The organism is Methylocystis sp. SB2 (genome assembly GCF_049817085.1).
In the GTDB taxonomy this organism is placed as follows: domain Bacteria; phylum Pseudomonadota; class Alphaproteobacteria; order Rhizobiales; family Beijerinckiaceae; genus Methylocystis; species Methylocystis rosea.
Window position 1 is genome coordinate 719,898 of the sequence record NZ_CP187401.1, and the last position, 22,656, is coordinate 742,553.

27 protein-coding genes are annotated in these 22,656 nt (G+C 62.4%); 11 read left to right on the forward strand and 16 right to left on the reverse strand.

Features of this window, described 5'->3' with window-relative positions:
* Nucleotides 1-5: 5 nt before the first annotated feature.
* Nucleotides 6-425: a DUF1036 domain-containing protein gene (locus ACPS74_RS03690; protein ID WP_018408632.1), complete on the reverse strand. Its 420-nt coding sequence runs from the start codon at nt 423-425 to the stop codon at nt 6-8.
* A 230-nt stretch (nt 426-655) separates the two neighbouring features.
* Between ACPS74_RS03690 and ACPS74_RS03695 the strand changes: the two genes are divergently transcribed.
* Nucleotides 656-1,096 carry a PA2169 family four-helix-bundle protein gene (locus tag ACPS74_RS03695; protein WP_018408633.1) on the forward strand — a complete coding sequence of 147 codons (441 nt, stop codon included), beginning with the start codon at nt 656-658 and terminating at the stop codon, nt 1,094-1,096.
* A gap of 32 nt (nt 1,097-1,128) precedes the next feature.
* Here ACPS74_RS03695 and hemB read toward each other — a convergent pair whose 3' ends face one another.
* From hemB to gatB, 3 genes are all read right to left on the reverse strand, one after another.
* Nucleotides 1,129-2,154: a porphobilinogen synthase gene (hemB, locus tag ACPS74_RS03700; RefSeq protein ID WP_029651715.1), complete on the reverse strand. Its 1,026-nt coding sequence runs from the start codon at nt 2,152-2,154 to the stop codon at nt 1,129-1,131.
* 762 nt (nt 2,155-2,916) lie between these two features.
* On the reverse strand, nt 2,917-3,204 hold the full coding sequence (locus ACPS74_RS03705; RefSeq protein WP_018408636.1) for a hypothetical protein: 288 nt from the start codon (nt 3,202-3,204) through the stop codon (nt 2,917-2,919).
* A 676-nt stretch (nt 3,205-3,880) separates the two neighbouring features.
* Nucleotides 3,881-5,350: an Asp-tRNA(Asn)/Glu-tRNA(Gln) amidotransferase subunit GatB gene (gene gatB, locus ACPS74_RS03710; RefSeq protein WP_029651717.1), complete on the reverse strand. Its 1,470-nt coding sequence runs from the start codon at nt 5,348-5,350 to the stop codon at nt 3,881-3,883.
* Nucleotides 5,351-5,482: 132 nt separating this feature from the next.
* On the opposite strand from gatB, the gene ACPS74_RS03715 reads away from it, so the two are divergent.
* The gene (locus ACPS74_RS03715) at nt 5,483-5,770 is read left to right on the forward strand and encodes a hypothetical protein (protein ID WP_244471440.1); all 288 of its coding nucleotides are present in this window, start codon (nt 5,483-5,485) and stop codon (nt 5,768-5,770) included.
* Here ACPS74_RS03715 and ACPS74_RS03720 read toward each other — a convergent pair.
* From ACPS74_RS03720 to gatC, 3 genes are read right to left on the reverse strand one after another with little or no spacing between them, the layout of a single operon-like run.
* Nucleotides 5,737-6,120, reverse strand: coding sequence for a chorismate mutase (locus ACPS74_RS03720; RefSeq protein ID WP_239754353.1), 384 nt, complete (start codon nt 6,118-6,120; stop codon nt 5,737-5,739). The genes ACPS74_RS03715 and ACPS74_RS03720 overlap by 34 nt on opposite strands.
* A complete protein-coding gene (gene gatA, locus ACPS74_RS03725) occupies nt 6,120-7,610 on the reverse strand; it encodes an Asp-tRNA(Asn)/Glu-tRNA(Gln) amidotransferase subunit GatA (protein ID WP_029651720.1) in 1,491 nt (496 codons plus the stop codon). The genes ACPS74_RS03720 and gatA overlap by 1 nt, the downstream gene beginning before the upstream one ends.
* Nucleotides 7,611-7,662: 52 nt before the next feature.
* Nucleotides 7,663-7,950: an Asp-tRNA(Asn)/Glu-tRNA(Gln) amidotransferase subunit GatC gene (gatC, locus tag ACPS74_RS03730; protein WP_018408643.1), complete on the reverse strand. Its 288-nt coding sequence runs from the start codon at nt 7,948-7,950 to the stop codon at nt 7,663-7,665.
* 154 nt (nt 7,951-8,104) lie between these two features.
* On the opposite strand from gatC, the gene ruvX reads away from it, so the two are divergent.
* Together ruvX and ACPS74_RS03740 are read left to right on the forward strand one after the other, a co-directional pair.
* Nucleotides 8,105-8,569 carry a Holliday junction resolvase RuvX gene (gene ruvX / locus ACPS74_RS03735; protein WP_018408645.1) on the forward strand — a complete coding sequence of 155 codons (465 nt, stop codon included), beginning with the start codon at nt 8,105-8,107 and terminating at the stop codon, nt 8,567-8,569.
* Nucleotides 8,570-8,706: 137 nt separating this feature from the next.
* Nucleotides 8,707-8,955: a hypothetical protein gene (locus tag ACPS74_RS03740; protein WP_029651721.1), complete on the forward strand. Its 249-nt coding sequence runs from the start codon at nt 8,707-8,709 to the stop codon at nt 8,953-8,955.
* Nucleotide 8,956: 1 nt separating this feature from the next.
* Here the strand turns inward: ACPS74_RS03740 and dprA are convergent, their stop codons facing one another.
* Together dprA and plsY are read right to left on the reverse strand one after the other, a co-directional pair.
* Nucleotides 8,957-10,225 carry a DNA-processing protein DprA gene (gene dprA, locus ACPS74_RS03745; protein ID WP_029651722.1) on the reverse strand — a complete coding sequence of 423 codons (1,269 nt, stop codon included), beginning with the start codon at nt 10,223-10,225 and terminating at the stop codon, nt 8,957-8,959.
* Complete coding sequence (gene plsY / locus ACPS74_RS03750) at nt 10,222-10,815, reverse strand: glycerol-3-phosphate 1-O-acyltransferase PlsY (RefSeq protein ID WP_018408648.1); 594 nt, start codon at nt 10,813-10,815, stop codon at nt 10,222-10,224. The genes dprA and plsY overlap by 4 nt, the downstream gene beginning before the upstream one ends.
* 231 nt (nt 10,816-11,046) lie before the next feature.
* Here plsY and ACPS74_RS03755 point away from each other — a divergent pair, with 231 nt between their 5' ends.
* Genes ACPS74_RS03755 through ACPS74_RS03765 form a run of 3 tightly spaced genes read left to right on the forward strand, consistent with a single transcriptional unit; the run spans nt 11,047 to nt 13,920 of the window.
* Entirely contained in the window at nt 11,047-12,123 is a 1,077-nt protein-coding gene (locus tag ACPS74_RS03755) for a YcjF family protein (protein WP_029651723.1), read from the forward strand.
* A gap of 6 nt (nt 12,124-12,129) precedes the next feature.
* A complete protein-coding gene (locus ACPS74_RS03760) occupies nt 12,130-12,945 on the forward strand; it encodes an exodeoxyribonuclease III (RefSeq protein WP_029651724.1) in 816 nt (271 codons plus the stop codon).
* A gap of 33 nt (nt 12,946-12,978) precedes the next feature.
* Nucleotides 12,979-13,920 (forward strand): CBS domain-containing protein, encoded by a 942-nt coding sequence (locus ACPS74_RS03765; RefSeq protein ID WP_029651725.1) that lies wholly within the window; start codon nt 12,979-12,981, stop codon nt 13,918-13,920.
* A 7-nt stretch (nt 13,921-13,927) separates the two neighbouring features.
* On the opposite strand, the gene ACPS74_RS03770 is transcribed toward ACPS74_RS03765, so the two are convergent.
* Nucleotides 13,928-14,368, reverse strand: coding sequence for a hypothetical protein (locus ACPS74_RS03770; protein WP_239754340.1), 441 nt, complete (start codon nt 14,366-14,368; stop codon nt 13,928-13,930).
* A gap of 260 nt (nt 14,369-14,628) precedes the next feature.
* Between ACPS74_RS03770 and ACPS74_RS03775 the strand changes: the two genes are divergently transcribed.
* From ACPS74_RS03775 to ACPS74_RS03785, 3 genes are all read left to right on the forward strand, one after another.
* Nucleotides 14,629-14,763 (forward strand): hypothetical protein, encoded by a 135-nt coding sequence (locus ACPS74_RS03775; RefSeq protein WP_255722847.1) that lies wholly within the window; start codon nt 14,629-14,631, stop codon nt 14,761-14,763.
* The gene (locus ACPS74_RS03780) at nt 14,751-15,362 is read left to right on the forward strand and encodes a hypothetical protein (RefSeq protein ID WP_029651727.1); all 612 of its coding nucleotides are present in this window, start codon (nt 14,751-14,753) and stop codon (nt 15,360-15,362) included. The genes ACPS74_RS03775 and ACPS74_RS03780 overlap by 13 nt, the downstream gene beginning before the upstream one ends.
* Nucleotides 15,363-15,548: 186 nt before the next feature.
* The gene (locus tag ACPS74_RS03785; RefSeq protein ID WP_029651728.1) at nt 15,549-16,142 is read left to right on the forward strand and encodes a superoxide dismutase; all 594 of its coding nucleotides are present in this window, start codon (nt 15,549-15,551) and stop codon (nt 16,140-16,142) included.
* A 25-nt stretch (nt 16,143-16,167) separates the two neighbouring features.
* On the opposite strand, the gene ACPS74_RS03790 is transcribed toward ACPS74_RS03785, so the two are convergent.
* The 3 genes from ACPS74_RS03790 to ACPS74_RS03800 all read right to left on the reverse strand — a co-directional run bounded on the left by ACPS74_RS03790 (nt 16,168) and on the right by ACPS74_RS03800 (nt 18,610).
* Nucleotides 16,168-16,635, reverse strand: coding sequence for a hypothetical protein (locus ACPS74_RS03790; protein WP_029651729.1), 468 nt, complete (start codon nt 16,633-16,635; stop codon nt 16,168-16,170).
* 41 nt (nt 16,636-16,676) lie between these two features.
* The gene (locus ACPS74_RS03795) at nt 16,677-17,225 is read right to left on the reverse strand and encodes an SRPBCC family protein (protein ID WP_029651730.1); all 549 of its coding nucleotides are present in this window, start codon (nt 17,223-17,225) and stop codon (nt 16,677-16,679) included.
* 182 nt (nt 17,226-17,407) lie between these two features.
* A complete protein-coding gene (locus ACPS74_RS03800) occupies nt 17,408-18,610 on the reverse strand; it encodes a pyridoxal phosphate-dependent aminotransferase (protein WP_029651731.1) in 1,203 nt (400 codons plus the stop codon).
* Between the two features lie 460 nt (nt 18,611-19,070).
* Between ACPS74_RS03800 and ACPS74_RS03805 the strand changes: the two genes are divergently transcribed.
* Complete coding sequence (locus tag ACPS74_RS03805; protein ID WP_018408658.1) at nt 19,071-19,304, forward strand: hypothetical protein; 234 nt, start codon at nt 19,071-19,073, stop codon at nt 19,302-19,304.
* Nucleotides 19,305-19,456: 152 nt separating this feature from the next.
* Here the strand turns inward: ACPS74_RS03805 and ACPS74_RS03810 are convergent, their stop codons facing one another.
* The 3 genes from ACPS74_RS03810 to ACPS74_RS03820 all read right to left on the reverse strand — a co-directional run bounded on the left by ACPS74_RS03810 (nt 19,457) and on the right by ACPS74_RS03820 (nt 22,616).
* The gene (locus tag ACPS74_RS03810; protein ID WP_029651732.1) at nt 19,457-20,035 is read right to left on the reverse strand and encodes a copper chaperone PCu(A)C; all 579 of its coding nucleotides are present in this window, start codon (nt 20,033-20,035) and stop codon (nt 19,457-19,459) included.
* 118 nt (nt 20,036-20,153) lie between these two features.
* The gene (locus ACPS74_RS03815; RefSeq protein WP_029651733.1) at nt 20,154-22,079 is read right to left on the reverse strand and encodes a c-type cytochrome; all 1,926 of its coding nucleotides are present in this window, start codon (nt 22,077-22,079) and stop codon (nt 20,154-20,156) included.
* A 114-nt stretch (nt 22,080-22,193) separates the two neighbouring features.
* Nucleotides 22,194-22,616, reverse strand: coding sequence for a copper resistance CopC family protein (locus ACPS74_RS03820; protein ID WP_029651734.1), 423 nt, complete (start codon nt 22,614-22,616; stop codon nt 22,194-22,196).
* Between the last annotated feature and the right edge of the window lie 40 nt (nt 22,617-22,656).

The following is a 22,656-nucleotide window of genomic DNA, read 5'->3' on the forward strand; positions in this document are numbered from 1 at the left end:
AGTCATTATTGTGCGGGAGCGGCGTTGGGGTCAGTGAGCTGAACCGTCCAGCTCTTTGCGTCCCGTCCCGTGTCGATTTCGAAAAATCCGGTTCGATCAAAACCGCGCGCGAAACAGTCCTCTCGGCCGTCGATGCGGAATTCCCGATCACGCGTGCACATGAACGCTTTGCCCTTCCATTCGCCGCCGCGCTCGTCCATCGCGTAGATATAATAATATTGGGCGGCGAGCGGACCGCGCAGAAGCGTTTCGCAAACGCTCGGCCGAAGGTTCCACCAACCCTCCGACAACCAGTTGCGCCCGTCGGTATAAGCGATGGCGACGCTGACGCGCGCGCTCGTGTTGTTGCACAGACGAAAATCCGCGCGGGTGGGCCCGGCGGCGCAAAACGTTAGAGCGGCAACAAGAACGGCGCGTCGAATCATATCTTTAGCGAGGCCTGGAGGGGGCTGAAGATAGCTCGCTGACGCGCGCGAAAGCGGCGCAGCGGGCGGTCCTGCAAACCATGCTTGCGAGTCTTTGTCCACCCCGCGGCCTCGGAGGCTCTCCGCGCCCGTCCATCCCACCGACGCGCCGGCCGTGCAATCCGCCGGAACAAAGCAATCGGGCTATTGTTTAGGACCCGTACGCGCTTGCGTCCTCGGGAGGCAGAAAAATGGAAAAGTCTGAAGTCATCACCACCTTGAATGAACTTGCCGAAATCAGTCGTGACGGCGAGCAAGGGTTTCTGGCTGCGGCTGAAGACGTCGAAAATCCGACGCTAAAGACTGTGTTTCGAACGGCGGCCGCGCGCTGCGCTGAAGGCGCCAAGGAGCTCGAATCGAAGATCGTCAGCTTGGGCGGCGAACCTTCGAAGAGCGGCTCCATGACCGGCGCCGTGCACCGGGCTTGGACAAATTTGAAGGCCGCGCTGACAAGCCGCTCGGAACAGGCGGTGCTGGAGGAGGTCGAGCGCGGCGAAGACGCCGCCAAGGACGCCTATCAGCAGGCCATTGCGCAGCCCCTGCCTCCGGAGATCAGATCGATGGTCCAGCGCCAGTATCAGGGCGTGAAGGAGAACCACGACCGCGTACGCAGCCTGCGCGACGCCGCGTGATGATGCTTCGGAAGGAAGTGACGCACCACGCGTCACTTTCTTCCTTGCAGCGCCCGCGCCGCGCTGAGCGCGAAATAGGTCAGAACGCCTGAGGCGCCGGCGCGCTTAAAGGCGAGCAGACTTTCAAGCATGGCGCGTTCGCCATCGATCCAGCCGTTCTGCGCAGCCGCGGTAATCATCGCGTATTCGCCCGACACCTGATAGGCGAATGTTGGCGCGCGATAGACGTCGACGACGCGTCGCACGATGTCGAGATACGGCATTCCCGGCTTCACCATCACCATATCCGCGCCCTGCTCAAGGTCGAGACCCACTTCGCGCAGCGCTTCGTCCGAATTGGCGGGGTCCATCTGATAGGTGCGCTTGTCGCCTCTCAGCGTCTTGCTGGTGCCGATCGCATCGCGGAACGGCCCGTAAAACGCCGACGCATATTTCGCGGCGTAGCTCATGATCTGAACATTCTCGAAACCCTCGGCGTCGAGCGCGTTGCGGATCGCTTCAACGCGTCCATCCATCATGTCCGAGGGCGCTATGATGTCCGCGCCTGCGCGCGCTTGGGTGACCGCCTGCCGCGCCAGCACGGCGACGGTCGCGTCGTTGACAATCTCGTCGCCGACGAGAAGCCCGTCATGCCCGTGGCTCGTGTAGGGATCGAGCGCGACGTCGGTGATGAGGCCGATGCCGGGGACGGCGCTCTTGATCGCCTGGCAGGCGCGGCAGACGAGATTCTCGGGATCGAGCGCCGCGCTCGCGATCTCGTCGCGCAAGTCCGGATCCGTATAGGGGAAGAGCGCAACGGCGGGCACGCCGAGCGCCGCCGCCTCTGCGATTGCTTCAACCGCCGCGTCGACCGAGTAACGGAACACGCCCGGCATCGAGGATACGGGTTCGCGTCGATCCGACCCGTCGATCAAGAAGAGGGGCCAGATGAGGTCCGAGACCTCAAGCGCGTTTTCCCTGACGAGACGGCGCGCCCATTCGCTCTTCCGATTCCGACGCGGGCGCTGTAGCAGGCTCAGCCGCGCTGCCGCTTCGAGGGGCTTTCGTGCATCGTTCATGGCGCCTCCGCTCTCTGGGCTCGCTGCATGCGTCCCTCCGGTCATCACCGTCATCCGCTTTCGAGGGGAACGGACTTCAGGCTATAGAGGATAGACGGCCATTGTGGTTGCGCGAGGAAAAACCATTGAAAGTCGGCTCGCGCAACTCTTCTCTGAGCCGATTGGCGCGCGCTTCGGCGATCGCCGTCGGCGCGCTTCTCGCTGCGAGCGTGTCGTTCGCACAGGTCAAGCCGGCGACGCCAACGCCGCCGACACGAGCGCGCTCCGGCCCGGCGCAGCAAAAGCAAAGAACCCCCTCGCCTCCACAGGAGCCGGCGCGGCAGCCCCGTGCAACGCGACCTCCAACGGTCGTATCCCCGACGCCGAGCGCGAAGCCCGCTCCGCAAACTCCGCGGCCGCCTGGCGGCGATGCGCTTTCGCCGCCGCAAGCGCCGCCTGCGGTCGATACGAGCCAGCCGCCGCCCACTCTTCCCCGCGCGCCGCGCGAGAAGATGCGGGCCTGCGCCGAGGAATGGGACAGGATGAAACGCGAGTCGAAAGATGGGTTGCCGATGTGGCGCGATTTCGCGACGCAATGCCTGACGCGCTAGGCGCGTTAAACCGCTGACCCGCGCCGGACGCTTCGCACGCGCCGAAAAAGCAGTGAGCTGCGGATGCTATCGCCCGGGATGCGTCTCACTGGACGCGCGACCCCGGGCGATGAGTGCGTGAAGCGCTGCCGCAATGACGCGAAAGACCGATCGCGCATGCGAGGCGCTCGGCTTACGCGGTCGCTGGCGCTGCTGGCGGGGTTGGCGTTTTCGCCTTGCGCGGCGTGCGCTTCTTCGCGGTAGCCTTGCGCGTGCTCTTCTTGGCGCCCGCCTTCTTCACGGCGCCGCGCTTTTTCGTCGCCACCTTGCGGACGCCCTTGCGGGCCGTCTTTTTCGCAGCGGTTTTTCGCGTAGCCTTGCGGGCGCCCTTCTTGGCCGCTGACTTCTTCGTCGCTGCCTTCCTTGCGGTTTTACGCGCACCCTTCTTCGCCGCAGCCTTCTTGGCCGGCTTACGCTTCATTGTAGCTCTCGCCATAATAAGTCCCCTTGATCCGAATTGCCGGAACTATGGTCCACCGACAATACGCGCAAATAGCGTAACGCGGTTAAGCAGTCGTTCAAGTGCTGCGCGGGCAGAAGTGATCAACGCAACGCATGACGAGGCATGTTGAGCGCTGTCGCGCGACAAGCAAAATGATCGCGAAGCTGCTTTGCAAACGCTTCGGCGAGACTATCGCGACAGGTTTGCGCCATGCGTTTTATTAGCGACGATGCGCGCGCGGATTCGGTTGGCGACATCCACTCCAAGAAGGCCTCTAGACGTGCGGACACGCGCTTTGGCGCAAGTCGCGCCTGCTGTTCAATTACTTGATTTGCTTTCGTATCCGCGAACAGTTGCGACGCGCGCACTCTGCCCGAGATCGTCCGTGACACGATCTATCGGAACACGATGAAAAACCGCGGAACGCGCCTGTGCCGGTCGCGCGACTCGACGCCGGCGGAGAGACGGAGGACGTCGGGCGGCGCCGACCGCGCGCGCCTCTGGGACGCGCGCGAGGTCGCGCATTCGGAGAGAAAAAAAAATTGTGATCAGCGCGGTCGGATCAAAAAAAAATGACGCGCGACAGCTTCGCTGGGAGAAGAATCGCGCAGCGCGCGTCGTGAACTGATTCGTTTTTTCGACGATCGGGCGTGCGTCAGACGCCCAACTTGCGCTTGAGCAGCTCGTTGACCGACTGCGGATTCGCCTTGCCGCCCGTCTGCTTCATCACCTGTCCGACGAACCAGCCGAGCATTGTTGGCTTCGCCTTCGCCTGCTCTACCTTATCGGGATTGGCGGCGATGACGGCGTCGACGGCGGCTTCGATGGCGCCCGTGTCGGTCACCTGCTTCATGCCGCGCGCTTCGACGATCTCCTTGGGGTCGCCGCCTTCCGTCCAGACGATCTCGAAAAGATCCTTGGCGAGCTTGCCGGAAATAACATTCTGCGAGATGAGGTCGATGATCGCGCCCAGAGCCTGCGCCGACACCGGCGAGCGCGTGACGTCGAGCCCCTCCTTGTTCAGACGGCCAAACAACTCGTTGATCACCCAGTTGGCCGCAAGCTTGGCGTCGCGTCCCTTCGCCGTCTCCTCGAAATAGTCGGCGGCCGCGCGCTCCATCACAAGCACGCCGGCGTCGTAAGGCGGCAGGCCGTATTGATCGATAAAGCGCGCGCGCTTCGCGTCGGGCAGCTCCGGCAACTGCGCCCTTAGCGCGTCGACATATGGCTGGTCGAACTCGAGCGGCAGCAAATCCGGATCGGGAAAGTACCGGTAGTCATGCGCTTCCTCCTTGGAGCGCATCGAGCGTGTCTCTCCCCTCCCCGGATCGAAGAGCCGCGTCTCCTGGGCGATGGCGCCGCCGTCTTCAAGAATGCCGATCTGTCGGCGCGCCTCGACCTCAATCGCCTGGCCGATGAAGCGGATGGAGTTGACGTTCTTGATTTCGCAACGCGTGCCGAGCGGCGCGCCGGGACGGCGCACGGAGACGTTGACGTCGGCGCGCAGCGAACCCTGCTCCATGTTGCCATCACAGGAGCCGATGTAGCGCAAGATCGTCCGCAGCTTCGAAACATAGGCGCGCGCCTCTTCCGCCGAACGCAGGTCGGGCTTGGAGACGATCTCCATGAGCGCCACGCCGCTGCGGTTGAGATCGACGTGGCTTTCGGTCGCCGAAAGATCATGCAGCGACTTGCCGGCGTCCTGCTCGAGATGCAGACGCTCGATGCCCACGGTGATGCGCTCGCTCGGCGATACGTCGACGATCACGGCGCCTTCGCCGACGATCGGATGCTTGTACTGAGAGATCTGGTAGCCCTGCGGCAGGTCGGGATAGAAATAGTTCTTGCGGTCGAAAACCGAACGCAGGTTGATCTTGGCCTCTAAGCCGAGACCGGTGCGGATCGCCTGTTTGACGCATTCCTCATTGATGACCGGCAGCATGCCCGGCATGGCCGCATCGACCAGGGAGACGTGATCGTTCGGCGCGCCGCCATACTCCGCGGAAGCGCCGGAGAAGAGCTTGGCGTTGCTCGTCACCTGCGCATGAATCTCCATGCCGATCACGACTTCCCAGTCGCCGGTTGCGCCGCTGATGAGCTTGTTGGGGGCCGCCTGTGTCGTCATATCCGCCTCGCTAAACTTACGCCTTCCATATAAACCACGCTTCGCTAGAGCGGAACGGCCGGCGCGCAGCAGAGGGAAACGGGCGAGATGGCCACGGAACCGAATTCTGAGGACAGCCGCCGAAAAGGCCTCATGGCCCGCATGCGCGGCGCGCCCCGCTATGTGAGCATTCCTGTGGGCGTCGGTTTGATCCTCGGCGGAACCATTCTTGCGCCGCTTCCCGTCTTCGGGGTGTGGATGTTCCCTTTGGGCCTTGCGATCCTCGCCCCGCACTCGCCGGGCGCTCACAGGCTGTCCCGGCGTTTTCATTGGTGGTCGCTAAAGGTCCTGCGCTGGTCGATCCGCAACGGTTTCGTCCGCGTCAAGAGCAAGACGCCCAGCAGCGATCATAAAGACCCGTCGCGCTCCGCCGATCCTTGAGAGTCGCCCTTTAGCGCGCGAGCGCCCATCAGCCGCTCTTCATAGCAGATCGACCAGTCGATCAACGTGCGCCACAGGGTCATCGCGACCTCAACCGACAGTCCCTCGCGGCGCGCGGCGCCAAGCACATGCGCCAACACTTCCTCGACGCGCTCGGGCACATTGGCGGGCAGGCCCAACGCGGGTTTGATCCTGGCGGCCCGCTCGATCTGTCGCTGGCGCTTTGCGAGTAGCGTCACAAGCTCTTCGTCCAGCTCGTCGATCAAGCGACGCACGTCGGACATTTCGTCCTGCAGCGCTTGCTGCGGGCGTTCCGCAATGTCCTTTTCAGCGCGCGGCGTCGTCATCATCAGCCCTCGCGCCACCATGGCTGCGGAAGTTCGATCTTCGGCGCCGCCCGTTCGATCGCCGCGGCGAGAGAGAACAGCGTCTCTTCGTCGAATGCTTTGCCGATGAGCTGCAACCCCAGCGGCAAACCGTTCGCCGCGAGACCGCCCGGAACGGCGACGCCGGGAAGACCGGCCATGTTCACTGTAACGGTGAACACGTCGTTGAGATACATTTCCACGGGATCGGCCGAGCCCTTCTCTCCCTGCGCGAAGGCGGTCGACGGCGTCGCCGGCGTCAGGACAGCGTCGACGCCGGACGCGAAGGCTTCGTCAAAGTCGCGCTTGATCAGGCTGCGGACTTTCTGCGCGCGGACATAATAAGCGTCGTAATAGCCGGCGGAGAGCACATAAGTGCCGATCATAATGCGCCGCCGCACCTCCGGACCAAAGCCCGCCGCACGCGTCTTCTCGTACATTTCGCTGACGTCGCGGCCCTGCTCACGACACCCGTAACGCACGCCGTCGTAGCGCGCGAGATTGGAGGACGCTTCTGCCGGCGCGATAATATAATATGTCGGCAAGGCATAGCGTGTATGCGGCAGGGAGATCTCGACGATCTCCGCGCCCGCGTCCTTCAGCCAAGCAACGCCCGCGTCCCATAAGGCGGCGATCTCCGCCGACATTCCATCGATGCGATATTCCTTCGGCACGCCGATGCGGCGTCCCTTCACGGAGGCGCCGACGGCGGCTTCGTAGTCCGGCACGGGCGCGTCGACGCTGGTCGTGTCTTTCGGATCATGACCGGCCATCGACCTGAGCATGATCGCCGCGTCGCGCACAGTGCGCGTGATCGGACCCGCCTGATCCAGCGACGAGGCGAAGGCGACGATGCCCCAGCGCGAGCAGCGGCCATAGGTCGGCTTGATTCCGACAGTGCCCGTGAAAGCGGCGGGCTGACGGATCGAGCCGCCTGTATCTGTCGCCGTGGCGCCAAGGCAAAGACGCGCGGCGACCGCCGACGACGAGCCGCCCGAAGAACCGCCCGGCACGATCTTGGCGTCGGGATCCGCAGCGCGGCGCCACGGCGAAATAACGGGGCCGAAGGCGCTCGTTTCATTCGACGACCCCATCGCGAATTCGTCGAGATTGAGCTTGCCGAGCGTGGCCGCGCCGTCACGCAGCAAATTCGCCGAGACTGTCGATTCATATGTCGGCGTGAAGTCGTCGAGAATTCGACTTCCCGCCGTCGTGCGCACGCCTTTGGAGCAATAGAGATCCTTTATCCCGAGCGGCAGACCTTCAAGCGGTCGCGCGTCGCCGCGCGCAATGCGCGCGTCGCTTTCTTGCGCCTGCGCCAGCGCGACCTCCGGCGTCTCCGTGATGAAGCAGTTGAGCGCGCGCGATTTGCTGATAGCGTCGATATGCGCCTGCGCCAGTTCAACGGCGGAAACTTGTTTGGATTTGAGCGCGTCGCGCGCCTCGGCCAATGAAAGATGCGTGGGGTCGGACATTTGTCCCTTTATATCTGAGGCCGCCACATGCGCGGCGCCGGCGCGACAAGCGCTATTCGATCACCTTGGGCACGACGAAATAATGATCCTCCCGCAAAGGCGCGTTGGCGAGAATCTCATCGGCGATGCCGCCGTCGGTCACGACGTCAGCGCGCTTCTTCATTTGCATCGGCAAGGCAGAGGTCAACGGCTCAACGCCCTCGACATCGACCTCGCTCAACGTCTCCACGAAAGCCAGGATGGCGTTGAGTTCGCCGCGAAGGCGCTCGACCTCGCTGTCTTCGATGGCGATACGCGAGAGATGGGCGATCCGGCGGACGGTCGCGGAATCAACGGACATCTAGGGCTCCGCAAGAAAGGTCTCGACGGGCGCTATAGCGCTTGGCCTTTCGCGGCGCAATGTTGCGAAGCCAATCGTAGAGGCAAAAAGCCGAAGCGCGGAGCCCGCTGAGTTTGCGGAAATGCGGCGGCGTGTTAGCGAAATCGCGGTGACCATGCGCGCGACGACCCTTGAAGAACTGGCGGCGCTTCTGCCGCCTAAGGGCCGGCTGATGGGATTGGATCTCGGGACCAAAACCATCGGATTGGCGCTTTCGGACGTTGAGCGGCGGCTCGCGTCGCCACTTGATACGATCGCGCGAGCGAAGTTTTCTCCAGACGCCGCCGCGCTTCTCAAACGCGCGGCCGATTTCGATATTTGCGCTCTGGTGGTGGGGCTGCCGCTCAACATGGACGGCACGGAAGGGCCCCGCGCGCAGGCGACACGCGCTTTCATGCGGAATCTTTCCAAGCTCGCATCCCTGCCCTTCGCCTTCTGGGACGAGCGCCTGTCGACTGCGGCGGTAACGCGCGAATTGATCGCGCAAAACGCCTCGCGCGCCAAACGGGCCGAAGTCGTCGACCGCATGGCGGCCGCTTATATCCTGCAGGGCGCGCTCGACCGATTGAAACGTCTGTAGCGATCCCTTAGCAGCATTACAACTTTTGATAGAATTTTGTTCTTGACACGGGATAGGCGTGATGGAAGAAAAATATAAGAAAGTCTGATGCTTACCCTATTTATCACCTGCCTCGTGGTCCGTGGAGACTGACAGCGATGCCCCGGCCAGATGCTTCTCAGAACGATTTCAATGAACCCCGCGCAACAACTGCGGAGACGGCTGCCAAAACTAATGAGGAAGCGGCGTCAATCGCATCATATATCGCTGATATGTCAGACGAAATGGCTAAACTTGCCAGTCGCTGCGACATGCCCATGCTCTGCTATTTCTTGAATCTGGCCCGCGCTGAAGCGGATATGCGCGCGCGCGAGCTTGGCGGTTATCCGATCGACCGCTCGGCATAAATTACAACTTATAGTTGATCACGAGGGAAACGCTGCTGGCGCCGTGACGCTGCACCCGCCCCTCGATGTCGAGTTCGACGAGGACTCCCTGCACTTCGCGGGCCGTCAGTCCGGCGACACGGATGAGATCGTCGATCGCGATTGGCGCCGGCCCGAGCAGGGACAGGACAACCTCATGCGCGTCGCGCTGAGGCGACTCGTCGCCTCGCTGGCCCGCGTCAAGATCAGCGACGCAATCTGCAGCCGGGCTTGGCGGCGAGAATCGCTTGGGCGCAGCCCTCTCCTCAAACGCCGCGCCATCAACGCCGGCAAAAAGATCCAATTCGTCGATCAGCGTGTCCTGTCCTTCGAGGGAGTCGTCGTCGAAAAGATTCTTGCGCGGCGGGGTTCCCGCGTTCTCGGCAAGCACCGAAATCACGTCCTCGGGGCGCGCGCACAACGTCGCGCCCTGGCGGATGAGATAGTTGACGCCTTCGGCGCGCGGATCGAGCGGCGAACCCGGAACGGCGAAGACCTCTCGCCCCTGCTCATTGGCGAAACGCGCCGTGATCAGCGAGCCCGAACGTCGCGCCGCCTCGACGACGATGGTCGCGCGGCTGAGCCCGGAGATGATGCGATTTCGGCGCGGAAAATCGCGGCCGCGCGGCTCCCATTCGATGGGCATTTCAGAGACGATCAGTCCCCTCTCGGCGATCTCTTCGACAAGCCGCGCATGTTCGGCGGGATACGGTCGCGCATGGCCGCCGGCGAGCACGGCGATCGTGCCGGTTTCGAGCGTGGCGCGATGCGCGACGGCGTCGATGCCGCGCGCGAGGCCGGAGACAATGACGTAATTCTCGAGCGCGAGGCTGCGCGCGAGCCGTTCGGCGAAGGCGAGGCCCGCGGCTGAAGCGTTGCGTGAGCCAACAATCGCGACGCCGTCGCGTTGCGCGGTCCAGGAAACGCCGCGCATCGCGATGAGCGGCGGCGCGTCAGCGATTTCCCGAAGCAGCGACGGATAGTCGGGATCGCCCGTGGTGGCGAAGCGAACGCCGAGCGCGCGCGCCGCCTCGATCTCGCGCAGCGCTTCCTCACGCGTGGCGATGCGGATAACCCGGCCGCGCAGGGACCGCGCCGCAAGAGACGGCAGCGCGTCCAACGCCGCGCCGGCGCCGCCGAAGCGATTGATGAGCTGTCTGAAGGTGCGCGGCCCGACATTTTCGCTGCGGATGAGCCTCAGCCAGTCGACGAGCTGCTCTTCGCTCAGCCGCCCTGGCGACGCCTCGGTCACGCCTTCTGTCCTATGCGCGTTTCGGTGCCGGCGCGCAGACGGGCGATGTTCTCGCGATGTCTATAGAAGACGATTGCGGCCATCGCCGCCACGACAAAGGCTTCGGCTCGATGGCCGAGCATGAAGAGGACCAGTGGCGCCGTCGCGCTCGCGGTCAGCGCGCCCAGAGACGAATAACGCCACAGCGCCGCCGCCGAGAGCCAAACGGCGCAGAAAATCAGCGCCGCCGGCCAGCTGAGCCCGAAGAGCACGCCGAGAAACGTTGCAACGCCCTTACCGCCCTTAAACTGGAGCCAGACCGGCGCAATGTGGCCGATGAAAGCGGCGAGGCCGGCGATCATGCCCCCTTCGGGCGAAAGCGAGGCGCCGATGAGCGCCGCCGCCGCGCCTTTCAGGGCATCGAGGAGCAGCGTCGCCGCCGCGAGATCCTTTCGACCGGTGCGCAAGACATTGGTTGCGCCGATATTGCCGGAGCCGATCGCCCGCAGGTCCGTCGTGCCCGCGACGCGCGTGAGCAGGAGACCGAAGGGAATGGAGCCCAGCAAATACCCGATCGCAAGGGCGACGATGTCGTAAATGATGGAGTTCATCCGTGAAAACGCGATACTTCTCGACAGCGAAAGGCCGCAGGATGCTAAAGGAGGCGCTATCGCGCCGCAATAAGCGTTTTCAGTCGCGGTGACCGCCTATATTTCAGGGCGGCCGTCGAGGCCTTGTGGGCGCCTTTTTTAATTGAAATCGCTCCCTCGAAGCTCTGACGACATGTGCGCGCGTCGCGTTTTCGAACTCGAGGCGGTAAGAAGGCCAAAATCAGGAATCGAATGACTGAGCAACGCAGGCCGCGCCCACGGGCTTTTCGGCTCGAAGGCGACCAGACGGTCACCGCCAAGGCGACGCCGTCGACAGACGATGCCGGGACGCCGTCTATCGAGGTTGTCGAAGCGGAATTTGACGCTTTCGCGCTTGAGGCCGCTCAGCTCGCGGACGGCATGACCGGGGATGAAGCGGCCGTTGAAGCGGCGCAGGCCGACGGCATGCTGCGCCGCTACGTTTTCTCATGGGGGGGAGTCTTCCTTTCCGCGGTCAGCGGGCTTCTGTCCCTGGCGCTGACGATGTGGATATGGGGGGTTGTAGAAGACTCCTTCCGCCACTCCGCCATTCTCGGGACGCTGGGCCTGGTCCTTGCCGGCCTCGCCGCGGTCGCGGCCATTATCTCTCTCACGCGCGAGTTTCGCGCCATCGGCCGGCAGAATCGTATCGCCAAGCTGCATGCCGCGCTGGCTGAGGCGCATGCGAGCGATGACGGTAAGGCTGCGCGCGAGCGCGTCGGTGAACTTTGCAAGCTCTATGAAGATCGTCCGGATACCGGCCGGGCGCGCGCGCTGCTCAACGACTATTTGAAGCGAATTATCGACGGACGCGATCTCATCACCCTTGCCGAGCGCAATCTCGTCGCGCCTCTGGACGAAGAAGCGCGGCGCGAAATCGCCGGCGCCGCCAAGCGCGTCTCCGTCGTCACGGCGATCAGCCCGCGCGCGCTCCTCGACGTGCTTTTTGTCGTCGGCCAGGCGATCGTGCTGATGCGAAAAATCGCCGAGATTTATGGCGGTAAGCCGGGGCTGCTCGGTTTCTTCAAGCTGGCCCGCTCGGTCGGCGCGCATCTCGCCATCACCGGCGGCGTGGCGGTCGGGGACTCTATACTTCAGCAGGCGCTCGGCCACGGCATCGCCGCACGCATTTCCGCAAAGCTCGGCGAGGGCGTATTGAATGGGCTTCTCACCGCGCGAGTCGGCCTTTCCGCCATGGCCGTCTGCCGACCGACGCCCTTCATCGCCGAGAAGCAGCCGGGCGTCAGGGACGTCGCGCCTTTCCTCTTCGGCGACAAGACCAAGAGCTGATCCGCATTGAAAGCAGCAAGCTTGAAGATCACCACCTGGAACATCAATTCCGTGCGCCTGCGCATGCCGCTCGTCGCCGAATTTCTCAAGAGCCGGGCGCCGGACGTGCTCTGCCTGCAGGAGACAAAATGTCGGGACGCCGAATTCCCGATGAAGGATCTCCATGCGCTCGGCTATGAGCATATCGCGATCAATGGCCAGAAGGGCTACCACGGCGTGGCCGTCGTTTCGAAGCGGCCTTTACGTTTCGTCGAGAAGCGCGATTTCTGCGAAAAGGGCGACGCGCGTCATATTTGCGTGGAAATCGACGCCCGGAGCGGCCCGATATCGCTGCATAATTTCTATGTGCCGGCCGGCGGCGACGAGCCTGACGTCGACATCAATCCGAAGTTTCAGCACAAGCTCGATTTTCTCGATGAAATGCGCGACTGGATTGTCACCGAAGGGGTCACGCGCGGCCGCGTGGTGCTCGTCGGAGACCTAAATGTCGCGCCGCTTGAACATGACGTCTGGAGCCATAAGGCGCTACTGAAAGTCGTGAGCCACACCCCGGTCGAGGTCGAGAAGCTTACCGGCGTGCTTCGGGCTGGCGCTTGGGTCGACGCCATGCGGCATTTCGTGCCGGCGGAAGAAAAGCTTTATACATGGTGGAGCTATCGCGCCGCCGATTGGGAGGCGTCGAACCGTGGTCGCCGGCTCGACCATATTCTGGTGAGCGAGGCGCTTGGCGGCGGGCTGGAACGTCTCGACGTGCTGCGCGACGCGCGCAGCTGGACCCGCCCGTCTGACCACGTGCCGGTGACGGTCGAACTATCGGACTGAGCGCAAACGGGGATCGGGAGGCGAGACGGCGGCATGATCGCGCGCGATCTGATGAACAGCGACTTTCCTTATGTGACGGCGGACGCGGATCTCGATTACGTCGCGAAACTTCTCGCCGAATGCGGATTGGGCGCCGTGCCGGTCGTCGACGACGAGCTGGCGCCCATCGGAATCGTGACGCGCAGCAATCTCGAACAAGCGCGCCCGCAACCCCTGCCCGACCTTGGCGCCATTCCGGGATTTCTGCTGCGCAACAGGCCCAAGCCGGTATTTCACTCGAATGGTCGCGTGTTGCGCGAAGTGATGACGTCGCCGGCGATATCGATTTCCGACTTCGCCAAAGTTCCCGACATCGCGCGAATTATGGAGAGCCATAGCCTCAAACGCATCCCCGTCGTTGAGGGGCACAAGATCATCGGCCTCGTGCTGCGCAAGGAAGTCATGGAGGCGATGGCGGGTGGCTTTACGGCCATGGCTTTGGAGGCGCATCGGCGTCGTCCGCTGATCGCCCTTCCGCAGCAAACCGGCGACCGCTGCGCCGTCGCGACGGCGCAGGAATTTCGCGAGCTCGTCGCGGCGCATGAGCGTCAGCTCGACCTCGAGCGCGTCGAACATCGCCGGGTGGCGATCGAACTGCGCGAACAACGCATTCGTGATCTCGCGAGCCAGCGGCTGACGGACCCGCAATGGCGTGAGATGCTGGAGCAGGCGCGACGCAGTGCGGCGGCCGGCCTCACCGAACATTTGCTCATCCGGTTTCCGTCGCAGCTTTGCGCCGACGGCGGCCGCGCGATCAATGCGCCGGACCCCGATTGGCCAGCGACTCTGCGCGGCGAGCCAGCCGACGTCTTTCAGCGGTGGCGTAATGAACTGCACCCGCGCGGCTTTCGTATCGCCGCGCAAATCGTCGATTTCCCCGAAGGTCTGCCAGGCGACGCTGCGCTCTTCCTGATGTGGAGCGCGGCGCGCAATTGAGTGCGCGTCACCCGCCGCCGACGCCAGTGTCGGCGCGCAAAGCCGCAAGCGAAGGATAGCGCCGCGCGGCGCCATCGGTCTGCACTTCAACCGATCCGTCGGAAAACATCACATAGACGGATCCGCTGGCGATATAACGGTCGACTTCAACCGGCGGCTTCAGCGGCGCTGTGGCGGCGACAGGCTGCGGCGGCGCCTGCGCTTCATTGATCAAATCTGCCGCGCTCACCTGCGTCGCCGGAGCTTTGTCGGCGATGCGGCCCAGCACGCCGATTGCGCGTCCGATCGCGATCGTCACCACGCCGCCAGAGACCGCCGTGGCGCCGCCGATAAACAGGCTCCAACCGCGCTCGAGCTGAATGTAATCCCACCCGGACCACATGCCATAGGCGCCGGAGAGCGCGAGCGCGAGCCCGAGAAAAATGACGCCCAGGCCGTATCGTCTCATCGCCATCCTTCAGTGAATGTCCGGGCCGGAACCTATCACAAGCCGCGCCGACCGCCATAGGAACGACACATCCCGCGGTAGACAGGCGAATACTTGCCGACGCGGACCGCGCCGGACCCCCTCAAAATTTGAAATCAATATATGCGTATGTTAGCTAATATAACATCAATATGTAGTGGTTAAGTTTATCTGCCGTGCCCGCGCTGGAATATATTTTTTCCTTTATTTTCAACTATCTAATAGTATTTAGAAGATGCGGCATGGTGTCACATCGTAATTCGATCAATCAATACAAACGTCATCGTCACAGCGCCGGCGCGCGCGCGGCGGAAGAGCGCGCCGGCAATCAGCCGGACGTCGGCAATCGTGGGGAGAACCGTAGATGGCAAGTTTAACTGGCGTGCGCGGGCTGCTGGCCGGCGCAGTGATTGCGGCCGCGGCTTTTTTCGTCGCGCCACTAGCCGCCTTCGCGCATGGCGGCGTGATGCTCGAGCAAGACGAATGCGTGCTGCGGATCGGTCCGAACACCATGCATTTCATCGGCTATCAGCGCTCGGGAGAAGAAGCGGAGTTTTGCGAGGACATCGCCAAAACCGGGCCGACCGTCATTGCGCTGACCGCGGTTTCGCCTGATCTGCGCGACATGGCGATCGGCATCCGCGTCGTTAAGGATGTCGGCGGAGAGAAGGAAAAGACCAACCTCGATGCGGTCACCGTCGCCTATCTCGAGCCGAAGGTCTATCGCAACGGCATCATGACCTTCGAACATGACTTCAAGGACGCTGGTCGTTATGTCGGAATCGTCACGGTGCGCGACGATCTCGGCAATGAATGGGTCTCGCGCTTTCCCTTCTCGGTGGGGCTCTACACCTTCTGGGGACTGATTGAATATATCCTCTACGCCGTCGGCTTCTTCTCGCTTCTCGGCCTGATGTGGTGGATGCTGCGCGCAGGCGCGAAGAAGAAGACGCAAGCGGGCGACGCAATCGCCTAAGCAAGCGGCCCGAAGATTGCAGCATGGCTCGGTCGCCGACGAGCCATGCTTTTTTGTCGCTACAAAGCGAACATAGCTGCGCCGTTGGGATCTCGCGATATTGCCGCACGCGGCGCGCGGGTCTAGTTAAGCGCGTGCAGCTGAGGCTGACAGGCTACGCTCGTCTAACGTATTCAGGAGAGAATTATGTCCTTCACCCTGGAAGATTTGCCTTATCCCTACGACGCTCTGCAGCCTTATCTTTCCCGCGAGTCCTTCGAATATCACCACGACAAGCACCACGCGACCTATGTCGCCAACGCCAATAATCTGGTCAAAGGCACCGAATACGAAGGCAAGCCGATCGAAGAAGTGATCGTCACCGCCTACAATCGCAACACGCCGATCTTCAATAACGTCGCCCAGCATTTCAACCATCACCACTATTGGAAATGGATGAAGCCGAACGGCGGCGGCGCCATTCCCGGCAAGGTCGAGAAAGCGATCATCGAGTCCTTTGGCTCTGTCGACAAGTTCCGCGAAGAATTCCAGAAGGAAGGCCTCGGCCAATTCGGCTCCGGCTGGGTTTGGCTCGAAGCGAAGGATGGCAAGCTCGCCATTCGCAAGACGCCGAACGCGGAAAATCCACTCATCCATGGCGCCGCGCCGATCCTCGTCGCCGACGTCTGGGAGCACTCCTATTACATCGACTATCGCAATCGCCGCGCCGACTACCTGAAGGCGTTTCTCGACCATCTCGTCAATTGGGAACATGTCGAGGAAATGTTCGACGCGGCGTAGCGTCACTTCATTCCGCGCGGCGCGCCTAATTCGTGCGCCGCGCATTTTTTGAGTTGTGAATAAGCGCCGAGGCGGCAAGCAGCAGAAGCGCCGCAAAGACGAGCACGGCCGCCAAAGCATGCGAATCTTCCCATTGACGTCGCGCCGCCTCGAAGGCCGGCGGCATCCTGGTCCAATTCTGCGTCGCGACGTTCACGGGATAGGTCCACGTCCAGAAGATCGCCTGCGTTCCAGTGAGCGTCACGAAGGACGCGAACGAGAGCACCGCAGCGATCCGGTTACGGCGAACGGCGATCGTATGCGCCAGCGTCGTCACTAATGCGAGAACGACGGCGATCCCGAAATAGGCCCAGCCGGCGTAGATCTGCTGAACGATCATGTAGTCGGCCGGCGAAAGCGCCATCTTGTTGGCGCGTTCGAAAAAATGCGCGCCCGCCGGAATCACGCATAGCACGACGCTCGTGATCGCGGCGATCTGCATGCCAAAAAGCATCAGCGGCTTCCTTCGCTGCGCCTAACGTCCGCCCGGCGCGATCAATTCGCGCCGATTTTCGGCTGCGACTCGACGACTCGCTTTAGGTCCGCGAGGCCGCGATCGAATTGCGCCCCAAGCGTCTTGTCGATGTTCAAAAACTTATACATCGCCTTGCCCATGAATTCATGCTGGCCGGACATCGCCCAGGTGACTTCCGTGCTGTCCTCGCCCAAGGGCTTGAGATTGAATTGCACGTCGTTCTTGGCTTTGAACGGCTTTTGGAATTCCAGCTTGATGCCGACGCGCTCGCCCTGGCGGCTCTCGACGATCTCCATCTGACCGACGCCGACCTGCTTGTCGCCGGACCATGAATAGGTCGCGCCATAGCCCTGCGGCGTCCCTCCATATTCATCCTTCATATTCGGGTCGAGCTTGGCCCAGGGCGACCAGTCGGCCCAATTGTGAAAGTCGTTGATGTGGCGAAAGACCACCTCCGGCGGCGCGTCGATCACGATCGAGCGGGCGATGCGGAATTTATCGGGCAAGAAGGAGATGTAGGCGATCAGCGCGCTGACGAGAGCCAGGAAAACAAGAGCGAACATCGTCATTATGCAGGTCTCCGCAAGAGCGTAAGTCCGTCGAGCGAACGGCCCGCGGACTTGCAATTTCGTTCCGCGCTCTCCGGGCCGAGAGATGTCGCTTTCTCGCGAAGCGCTCGCCCACGGCCCGCCGCCTGACGCGCTGGACGTCAGTTTAGAGCGGCGGGCGCAATGCGCAATGCATTGTGGGGTTAGACGAGGCTTCCGCAGAAAGCCTGGATTTTTCGGCAGGCGTCTTCGAGCAGCGCGTTCGATGCGGCGTAGGACACCCGGAAATTAGGACCGAAGCCGAACGCCGAGCCTTGCACCACGGCGACGCCCTGCGTTCCCAGGAGTTCGGTCACGAAGTCCTCGTCGGTTTCGATGACCTTCCCCTCGGGGGTCTTACGTCCGATCGCCTCGGCGCAGGAGGGAAACACGTAGAAAGCGCCTTCCGGCGTCGGGCATTTCAAATATTTGGCCTGGTTGAGCATCGAGACCACGAGATCGCGCCGTTCCTCAAAAGCTTTACGGAAGACGGCGAGATGGTCCTGCGGCCCTTCAAGAGCTTCGACCGCCGCCCATTGCGCGATCGAACAGGCGCCCGACGTCTGCTGGCCCTGGAGCATGTCCATGGCCTTGATCAGGGCGCTGGGCCCTGCCGCGTAGCCAATGCGCCAGCCGGTCATGGCGTAGGCCTTCGAGACGCCGTTCATGGTGAGCGTGCGCTCCATGAGCGCCGGCTCGACCTGGGCCGGCGTGACGAATTTGAAGTCGCCGTAGACGAGGTGCTCGTAGATGTCGTCGGTGAGGACATGCACCTGCGGATGGCGCAGCAGAACGTCCGTCACCTTCTTCATTTCATTGAATGTGTAGGCCGCGCCCGAAGGGTTCGACGGAGAGTTGAGCACGAGCCATTTGGTCTTGGGCGTGATGACGCGCTCGAGCGCCTCAGGCTGGAGCTTGAAGCCATCCTCCATCCGCGTATCGACGAAGACGGTCGTTCCGCCACAGATCGCCACCATCTCCGGGTAGCTCACCCAGTAAGGCGCCGGAACGATCACTTCGTCGCCGGGATTGAGCGTCGCAAGAAAAGCGTTGAACAGGATGTGCTTGCCGCCAGTGGCGACGATCGTGTCCAACGCCTTGTAGTCCAAACCGTTTTCACGCTTGAATTTTTTTGCGACAGCCTCGCGCAGCGGCGGAATTCCAAGCACCGGCGGATAACGCGTTTCGCCGCGATCGATCGCCGCTTTCGCCGCGGCGCAGATGTGCGCGGGCGTGTCGAAATCGGGTTCGCCGACGGAGAGGCTGATCACCTCCCGGCCCTGTGCGCGCAAGTCGCGGGCTTTCTGCGTCACCGCGATTGTAGCCGAGGGCTTCACGCGCGACAGGGCGTTGGCGAGGAAGGTCATTGGAGTGTCCTGCGGAGGGATAGTGCGCCGCACCATAATTTGCGCGGCGTAGGGTCGCAACGAGTTTCACGAGGCTCGCAGGACCACATGGGTCTATTGTTGACGAAGACTTTCAACCACTCGCGGAGTACGGGCGCTCGCCGCTCGACCGCGCCATCGCGCCGCCGCGATTGTCAGCCATGCTGGGTATCGGTGTTTTCTGAGGAAAAACAATAGCTTTTACCAAAAGGGCCGAATCGGCGACTGAGCTTTGGCTCAACTTGATCGAATCAATATTGCCAAGTGTTAACCCCGTCTCACGCACTTCTTAAAAATTTATAAAATTTCCGAAGAATGATGCAACCTTTTCACCCCATCCTTCGTTTCTGTCTTGAGAACGCAGCGACGCGAGTTAATCGCGCGCGGGCCTTGGGGAGAGGTCAAGCGTTACACAAGGGCGAATGCGAGAGGATTAGGGAAAATGTCGCTCGTTGACAAATTTGAAGATCAGATGGAGCCAGCCTTCACGCGCAGCTTTGATAGGGACTCTGCGCGTCGCCAGTTTCGAGTTTCGCTCCTGCTGGTCGCCGCCATGGCGATGGCCGCTTTCGTTCTCGGCTTCGCCCTGCCGATCGGCTCGCCTGCCCAGAAGGCCACCCCCGTTGCGTCGGACGGCGGCGTTTTCGCCGGGCGACTGGTCACGATCGACCGCTAAATCTCTTCTGCGAATTTCGATCGCGGTAACACGGCGCGCGTCTTTCGACGCGCGCAATCTTTTTTGGCGTATTCAACGCGCTGAATAAACCGGCTGCATTTCAAGCGGCCGGTTTATGTTTACGCGTTGACGAGCACCTCAAGAGTCCGCGATCACTTCTTATCCATGTGATGGTGCTCGTGATGCGCCGCCCCGCCTTCCTTGGGCCCGGCGGCGTCCTGGCCATGCGCCTTCTGCCAACGCTCCATGGCTTCCGCGTCATGCGCATGGGCCGCGTCCGGCGCATCGATCGCCGCGTCGATCACCACTTCCCCGGCCTTTTCGAAGACGAGCGTCATCTCCAGGCCCCAGCCCACCTCAAGATGCTTCTTGATGTCCAAAAGCGTCACATAGACGCCGCCAGGCGCGAGCGTGACTTTCGACTTGGGCGGCAGGACGATCGGCGTGATCAGATCGAGCTTCTTCGCGTCGCCGTGGATCTCGGCATTCCCGAATTTTTCCGACTTGACGGCGATCAGCTTGTCGGGCGTCGCGCCACTATTGTGCAGCATTGCGTAAAACTGCGCCTTGTTGTCGCCGTCGACGGGGGCGCGAAGCCAAGGATGCTCCACTTTCAGACTGCCGACGTCGTATTCATGCGCAGCTGCGGAACCGCGCCCGGCGAAGAGCCCGAGCGCCGTCCCGGTGAGCAGAGTTCCGCCGGTCAGCAAAAATTCACGCCGCTTTAGCATCTCGCTTCTCCCTTTTTGCCCGGACTTTTCTCTCGCCGGACTGCTTGGCATCATGACCAAGGACGCGCCGCTGCGATAGCCTCGCGCTCCGTTCGCGCTTGCGACAATATGGCGCGCGCTAATGCGAGTGCAGGCTGATCTCGATCAAGGGCTCCCGGGCGAGTTCGGCGGCGAGGCCGGACAGTTTCTGAGTGTTCCCGTCGTCGGGCGCGAATGTGCGGAAACGCGCCCGAATGTAGCCGGAACGATCCACCAGGAAATGCGCCTCTTCGATCTCCTCGGACGGCGTTTCATTGGGGTAGCGATTGATCACCGAATAGGCGGTCTCAACCGCCTTTGGATGAACGACTTCTCGACCTTTCGCATCCTGCGGGCAGGCCGAGTCATAGATCGTCACCTGGTTTACGCCAGCTGCCTTGGCGGCGGCATGCGCGATCTTGACGCTTGCGGCGCGCGCCGTGGGATCGCCGTTTGAAGACCCGCAGCGCGCAAAGGAGACCAGCGTTGGAACGCCGCGCAACTTGAAGAGAGAAGTTGCATTCTCCTCTGGATCGATCAGCGCGAAATCCGGCGCGATCAGCCATTGAATCATCGGCTGAGCGCTCATGAAGCGGGCGCGGTTTGAATAGGACATCATCAGCAGGAAGTTGATCACGTCCCAGCGGTCATCGACGTCGAGCTGCTCGCCGAAGGCCGGCATGACGCCGCTTTGACCGCCATGAGTCAGCCAGTGGAAAATGTCGCCGATCGTATGAGTGCCGACATGCGGCGCCGTCAAATCGGCGGGCTGCACGGGAAGGCCTTGCTGGTTCTTGAGGTCTTTGGCGAGGGGACCATTGCCTTCGCCCTGCCCGCCGTGGCAACCGACGCAGTTCTCCTGGAAATGCGCCAGCCCGCGCGCCACCGATTCCGCTGTGTAGTCCTGCGTTGGATCGTCGTACGTGTCGGTGTAGGCTTCCGTCGCAAATGACACGGCGAGCGAGATCACCGCCGCGGCGGAGATGGCTGGCGTCGCATAGAGACGATACTGGCGAGTCGATGGCGTCCACCAGATCAGCGCCGCCATGATCGCGAGTGCGACGGCGGCAATGCCCCACCACCAGATCGGGCTGAACATCGCTGGGTTCTGTCCCCACGTCGCGATGTAGGACAGGCGAAATGGCAATGGCCAATAGAGACTGGTTTCATGCGAGGCTGGCGTGATGACCGCGATGTAGCCGGCGATTGAAAGCAGAGCCAGCGCAAAGACCGACTCGCCCGCGCCGACCTTGCTGTACCAGCCGACGTTGAATTCGCCTTCAGGCCGGCGCGTGATGTATCGCGCGAGCGCCAGCGCCGCGAGCAAGACGGCGCACAGAAGAACGAGCTTCAGCGTGAGCATCCGACCATAGGGCGTCGCCAGCAGATTGGGGATGCTTCCGACGTTCTCCCATGCGATCGCAAATCCCGAGACAGCGACGAGCGCCATGGCGACCTTCGCGATGAACGACCAGCGTTCGGCGAGCTGCGCCGCCAGTTCCGGCGGTTTGCCGCGCGCCGTGAACATCCACCAGACGAGGCCGAGCAAGCCGCCAAGCCAAGTGAGGCCGGCGGCCGTGTGGAGAAGGAAACTCGCCTGAGTCCACCGCGGCAGACCGTCGTCGATGGCGTGGCCGGTCACTGAAACCACAGCGATAAGGACGACGCCGACCCACAGCGTCACCCGATCGAGCAAATCTGAAGCGACGAAGAGGCGCGCCGCCGCGAGCGCCGCGAAGAGGAACGCGATCAGTTGCGTCCAGATCCAGGCGTTTCCGACGCTCGTGTTGACGGTGAACTCCCAAAGCGTGTCGAATTCGATTGGACGATCGGCGGGAAAAATCGCACGCGCGGTGACATACAGCAGCGCGAAGCCGAAAACGGCGCGCACCAGCGCCAGCGCCGCGACGGCAGGCTTGAAGCGCTTTCCGTCCTCGCCGATGAGACGCGGCAGGAGCAGGAGCCCGACCGCGAGGGCCGAGGGCACGCTCAGAAGGAAGCGGATCGCTGCAAGAGAGAGATACATTTTTGTTTCGCCCGATGTTCTCTGGCGCTCATCTCTTCAGCTCGCACGAGAAGCGAGAAACGAGCAGCGTGTCGCGCAAGCGTAGCCGCGAGCCTGTCACTCGCCCCAGGGCGCTTACTTCGCGTCCACGGTGAATTCGTAATTTCCCTCGACGATGTGACCGTCGGTGGAGAGCACGCGGTAACGCACGATATATTTGCCGGGCGCGAGTTCCGGCGCATTCGCCGACAATTCACGCGGCTTGTCGGGAACCGCGCTGTTGCCTTGGGCGAGCACCTTACCGTCGGGCGTTTCTATGGTGATCTTCGAGTAAGGCGGTTCGACTCCGCCGCCGAACCGCAACTTGATGGTCTTTGGCGGCGCCGCGACATGCTCCTTTGAAGAAGGAGCAGCGTCGACAAGGAACGAATGCGCGAGCGCCGAGCTCGTCCCAAAGGCGGCTACCATGACAAAGGCGAAAGCCCCGGCGGCGCCGGAGAAGCCGAACCCGCCCTGACGGCGCACGCGCGCCGTCGAAGTTCTGTCAGCGTTAGTCATAGCGTCCTCCCAGGCCTCAGCCCATCTTTCTTTTGAGATG

Bases quoted from the DNA above. Each gene is read 5' to 3' on its own strand.
- ACPS74_RS03690 (WP_018408632.1), bottom strand. From the start codon at position 425: ATGATTCGACGCGCCGTTCTTGTTGCCGCTCTAACGTTTTGCGCCGCC.
- ACPS74_RS03695 (WP_018408633.1), top strand. From the start codon at position 656: ATGGAAAAGTCTGAAGTCATCACCACCTTGAATGAACTTGCCGAAATC.
- hemB (WP_029651715.1), bottom strand. From the start codon at position 2,154: ATGAACGATGCACGAAAGCCCCTCGAAGCGGCAGCGCGGCTGAGCCTG.
- ACPS74_RS03705 (WP_018408636.1), bottom strand. From the start codon at position 3,204: ATGAAGCGTAAGCCGGCCAAGAAGGCTGCGGCGAAGAAGGGTGCGCGT.
- gatB (WP_029651717.1), bottom strand. From the start codon at position 5,350: ATGACGACACAGGCGGCCCCCAACAAGCTCATCAGCGGCGCAACCGGC.
- ACPS74_RS03715 (WP_244471440.1), top strand. From the start codon at position 5,483: ATGGCCCGCATGCGCGGCGCGCCCCGCTATGTGAGCATTCCTGTGGGC.
- ACPS74_RS03720 (WP_239754353.1), bottom strand. From the start codon at position 6,120: ATGATGACGACGCCGCGCGCTGAAAAGGACATTGCGGAACGCCCGCAG.
- gatA (WP_029651720.1), bottom strand. From the start codon at position 7,610: ATGTCCGACCCCACGCATCTTTCATTGGCCGAGGCGCGCGACGCGCTC.
- gatC (WP_018408643.1), bottom strand. From the start codon at position 7,950: ATGTCCGTTGATTCCGCGACCGTCCGCCGGATCGCCCATCTCTCGCGT.
- ruvX (WP_018408645.1), top strand. From the start codon at position 8,105: ATGCGCGCGACGACCCTTGAAGAACTGGCGGCGCTTCTGCCGCCTAAG.
- ACPS74_RS03740 (WP_029651721.1), top strand. From the start codon at position 8,707: ATGCCCCGGCCAGATGCTTCTCAGAACGATTTCAATGAACCCCGCGCA.
- plsY (WP_018408648.1), bottom strand. From the start codon at position 10,815: ATGAACTCCATCATTTACGACATCGTCGCCCTTGCGATCGGGTATTTG.
- ACPS74_RS03755 (WP_029651723.1), top strand. From the start codon at position 11,047: ATGACTGAGCAACGCAGGCCGCGCCCACGGGCTTTTCGGCTCGAAGGC.
- ACPS74_RS03765 (WP_029651725.1), top strand. From the start codon at position 12,979: ATGATCGCGCGCGATCTGATGAACAGCGACTTTCCTTATGTGACGGCG.
- ACPS74_RS03770 (WP_239754340.1), bottom strand. From the start codon at position 14,368: ATGAGACGATACGGCCTGGGCGTCATTTTTCTCGGGCTCGCGCTCGCG.
- ACPS74_RS03775 (WP_255722847.1), top strand. From the start codon at position 14,629: ATGGTGTCACATCGTAATTCGATCAATCAATACAAACGTCATCGTCAC.
- ACPS74_RS03780 (WP_029651727.1), top strand. From the start codon at position 14,751: ATGGCAAGTTTAACTGGCGTGCGCGGGCTGCTGGCCGGCGCAGTGATT.
- ACPS74_RS03785 (WP_029651728.1), top strand. From the start codon at position 15,549: ATGTCCTTCACCCTGGAAGATTTGCCTTATCCCTACGACGCTCTGCAG.
- ACPS74_RS03790 (WP_029651729.1), bottom strand. From the start codon at position 16,635: ATGCTTTTTGGCATGCAGATCGCCGCGATCACGAGCGTCGTGCTATGC.
- ACPS74_RS03795 (WP_029651730.1), bottom strand. From the start codon at position 17,225: ATGACGATGTTCGCTCTTGTTTTCCTGGCTCTCGTCAGCGCGCTGATC.
- ACPS74_RS03800 (WP_029651731.1), bottom strand. From the start codon at position 18,610: ATGACCTTCCTCGCCAACGCCCTGTCGCGCGTGAAGCCCTCGGCTACA.
- ACPS74_RS03805 (WP_018408658.1), top strand. From the start codon at position 19,071: ATGTCGCTCGTTGACAAATTTGAAGATCAGATGGAGCCAGCCTTCACG.
- ACPS74_RS03810 (WP_029651732.1), bottom strand. From the start codon at position 20,035: ATGCTAAAGCGGCGTGAATTTTTGCTGACCGGCGGAACTCTGCTCACC.
- ACPS74_RS03815 (WP_029651733.1), bottom strand. From the start codon at position 22,079: ATGTATCTCTCTCTTGCAGCGATCCGCTTCCTTCTGAGCGTGCCCTCG.
- ACPS74_RS03820 (WP_029651734.1), bottom strand. From the start codon at position 22,616: ATGACTAACGCTGACAGAACTTCGACGGCGCGCGTGCGCCGTCAGGGC.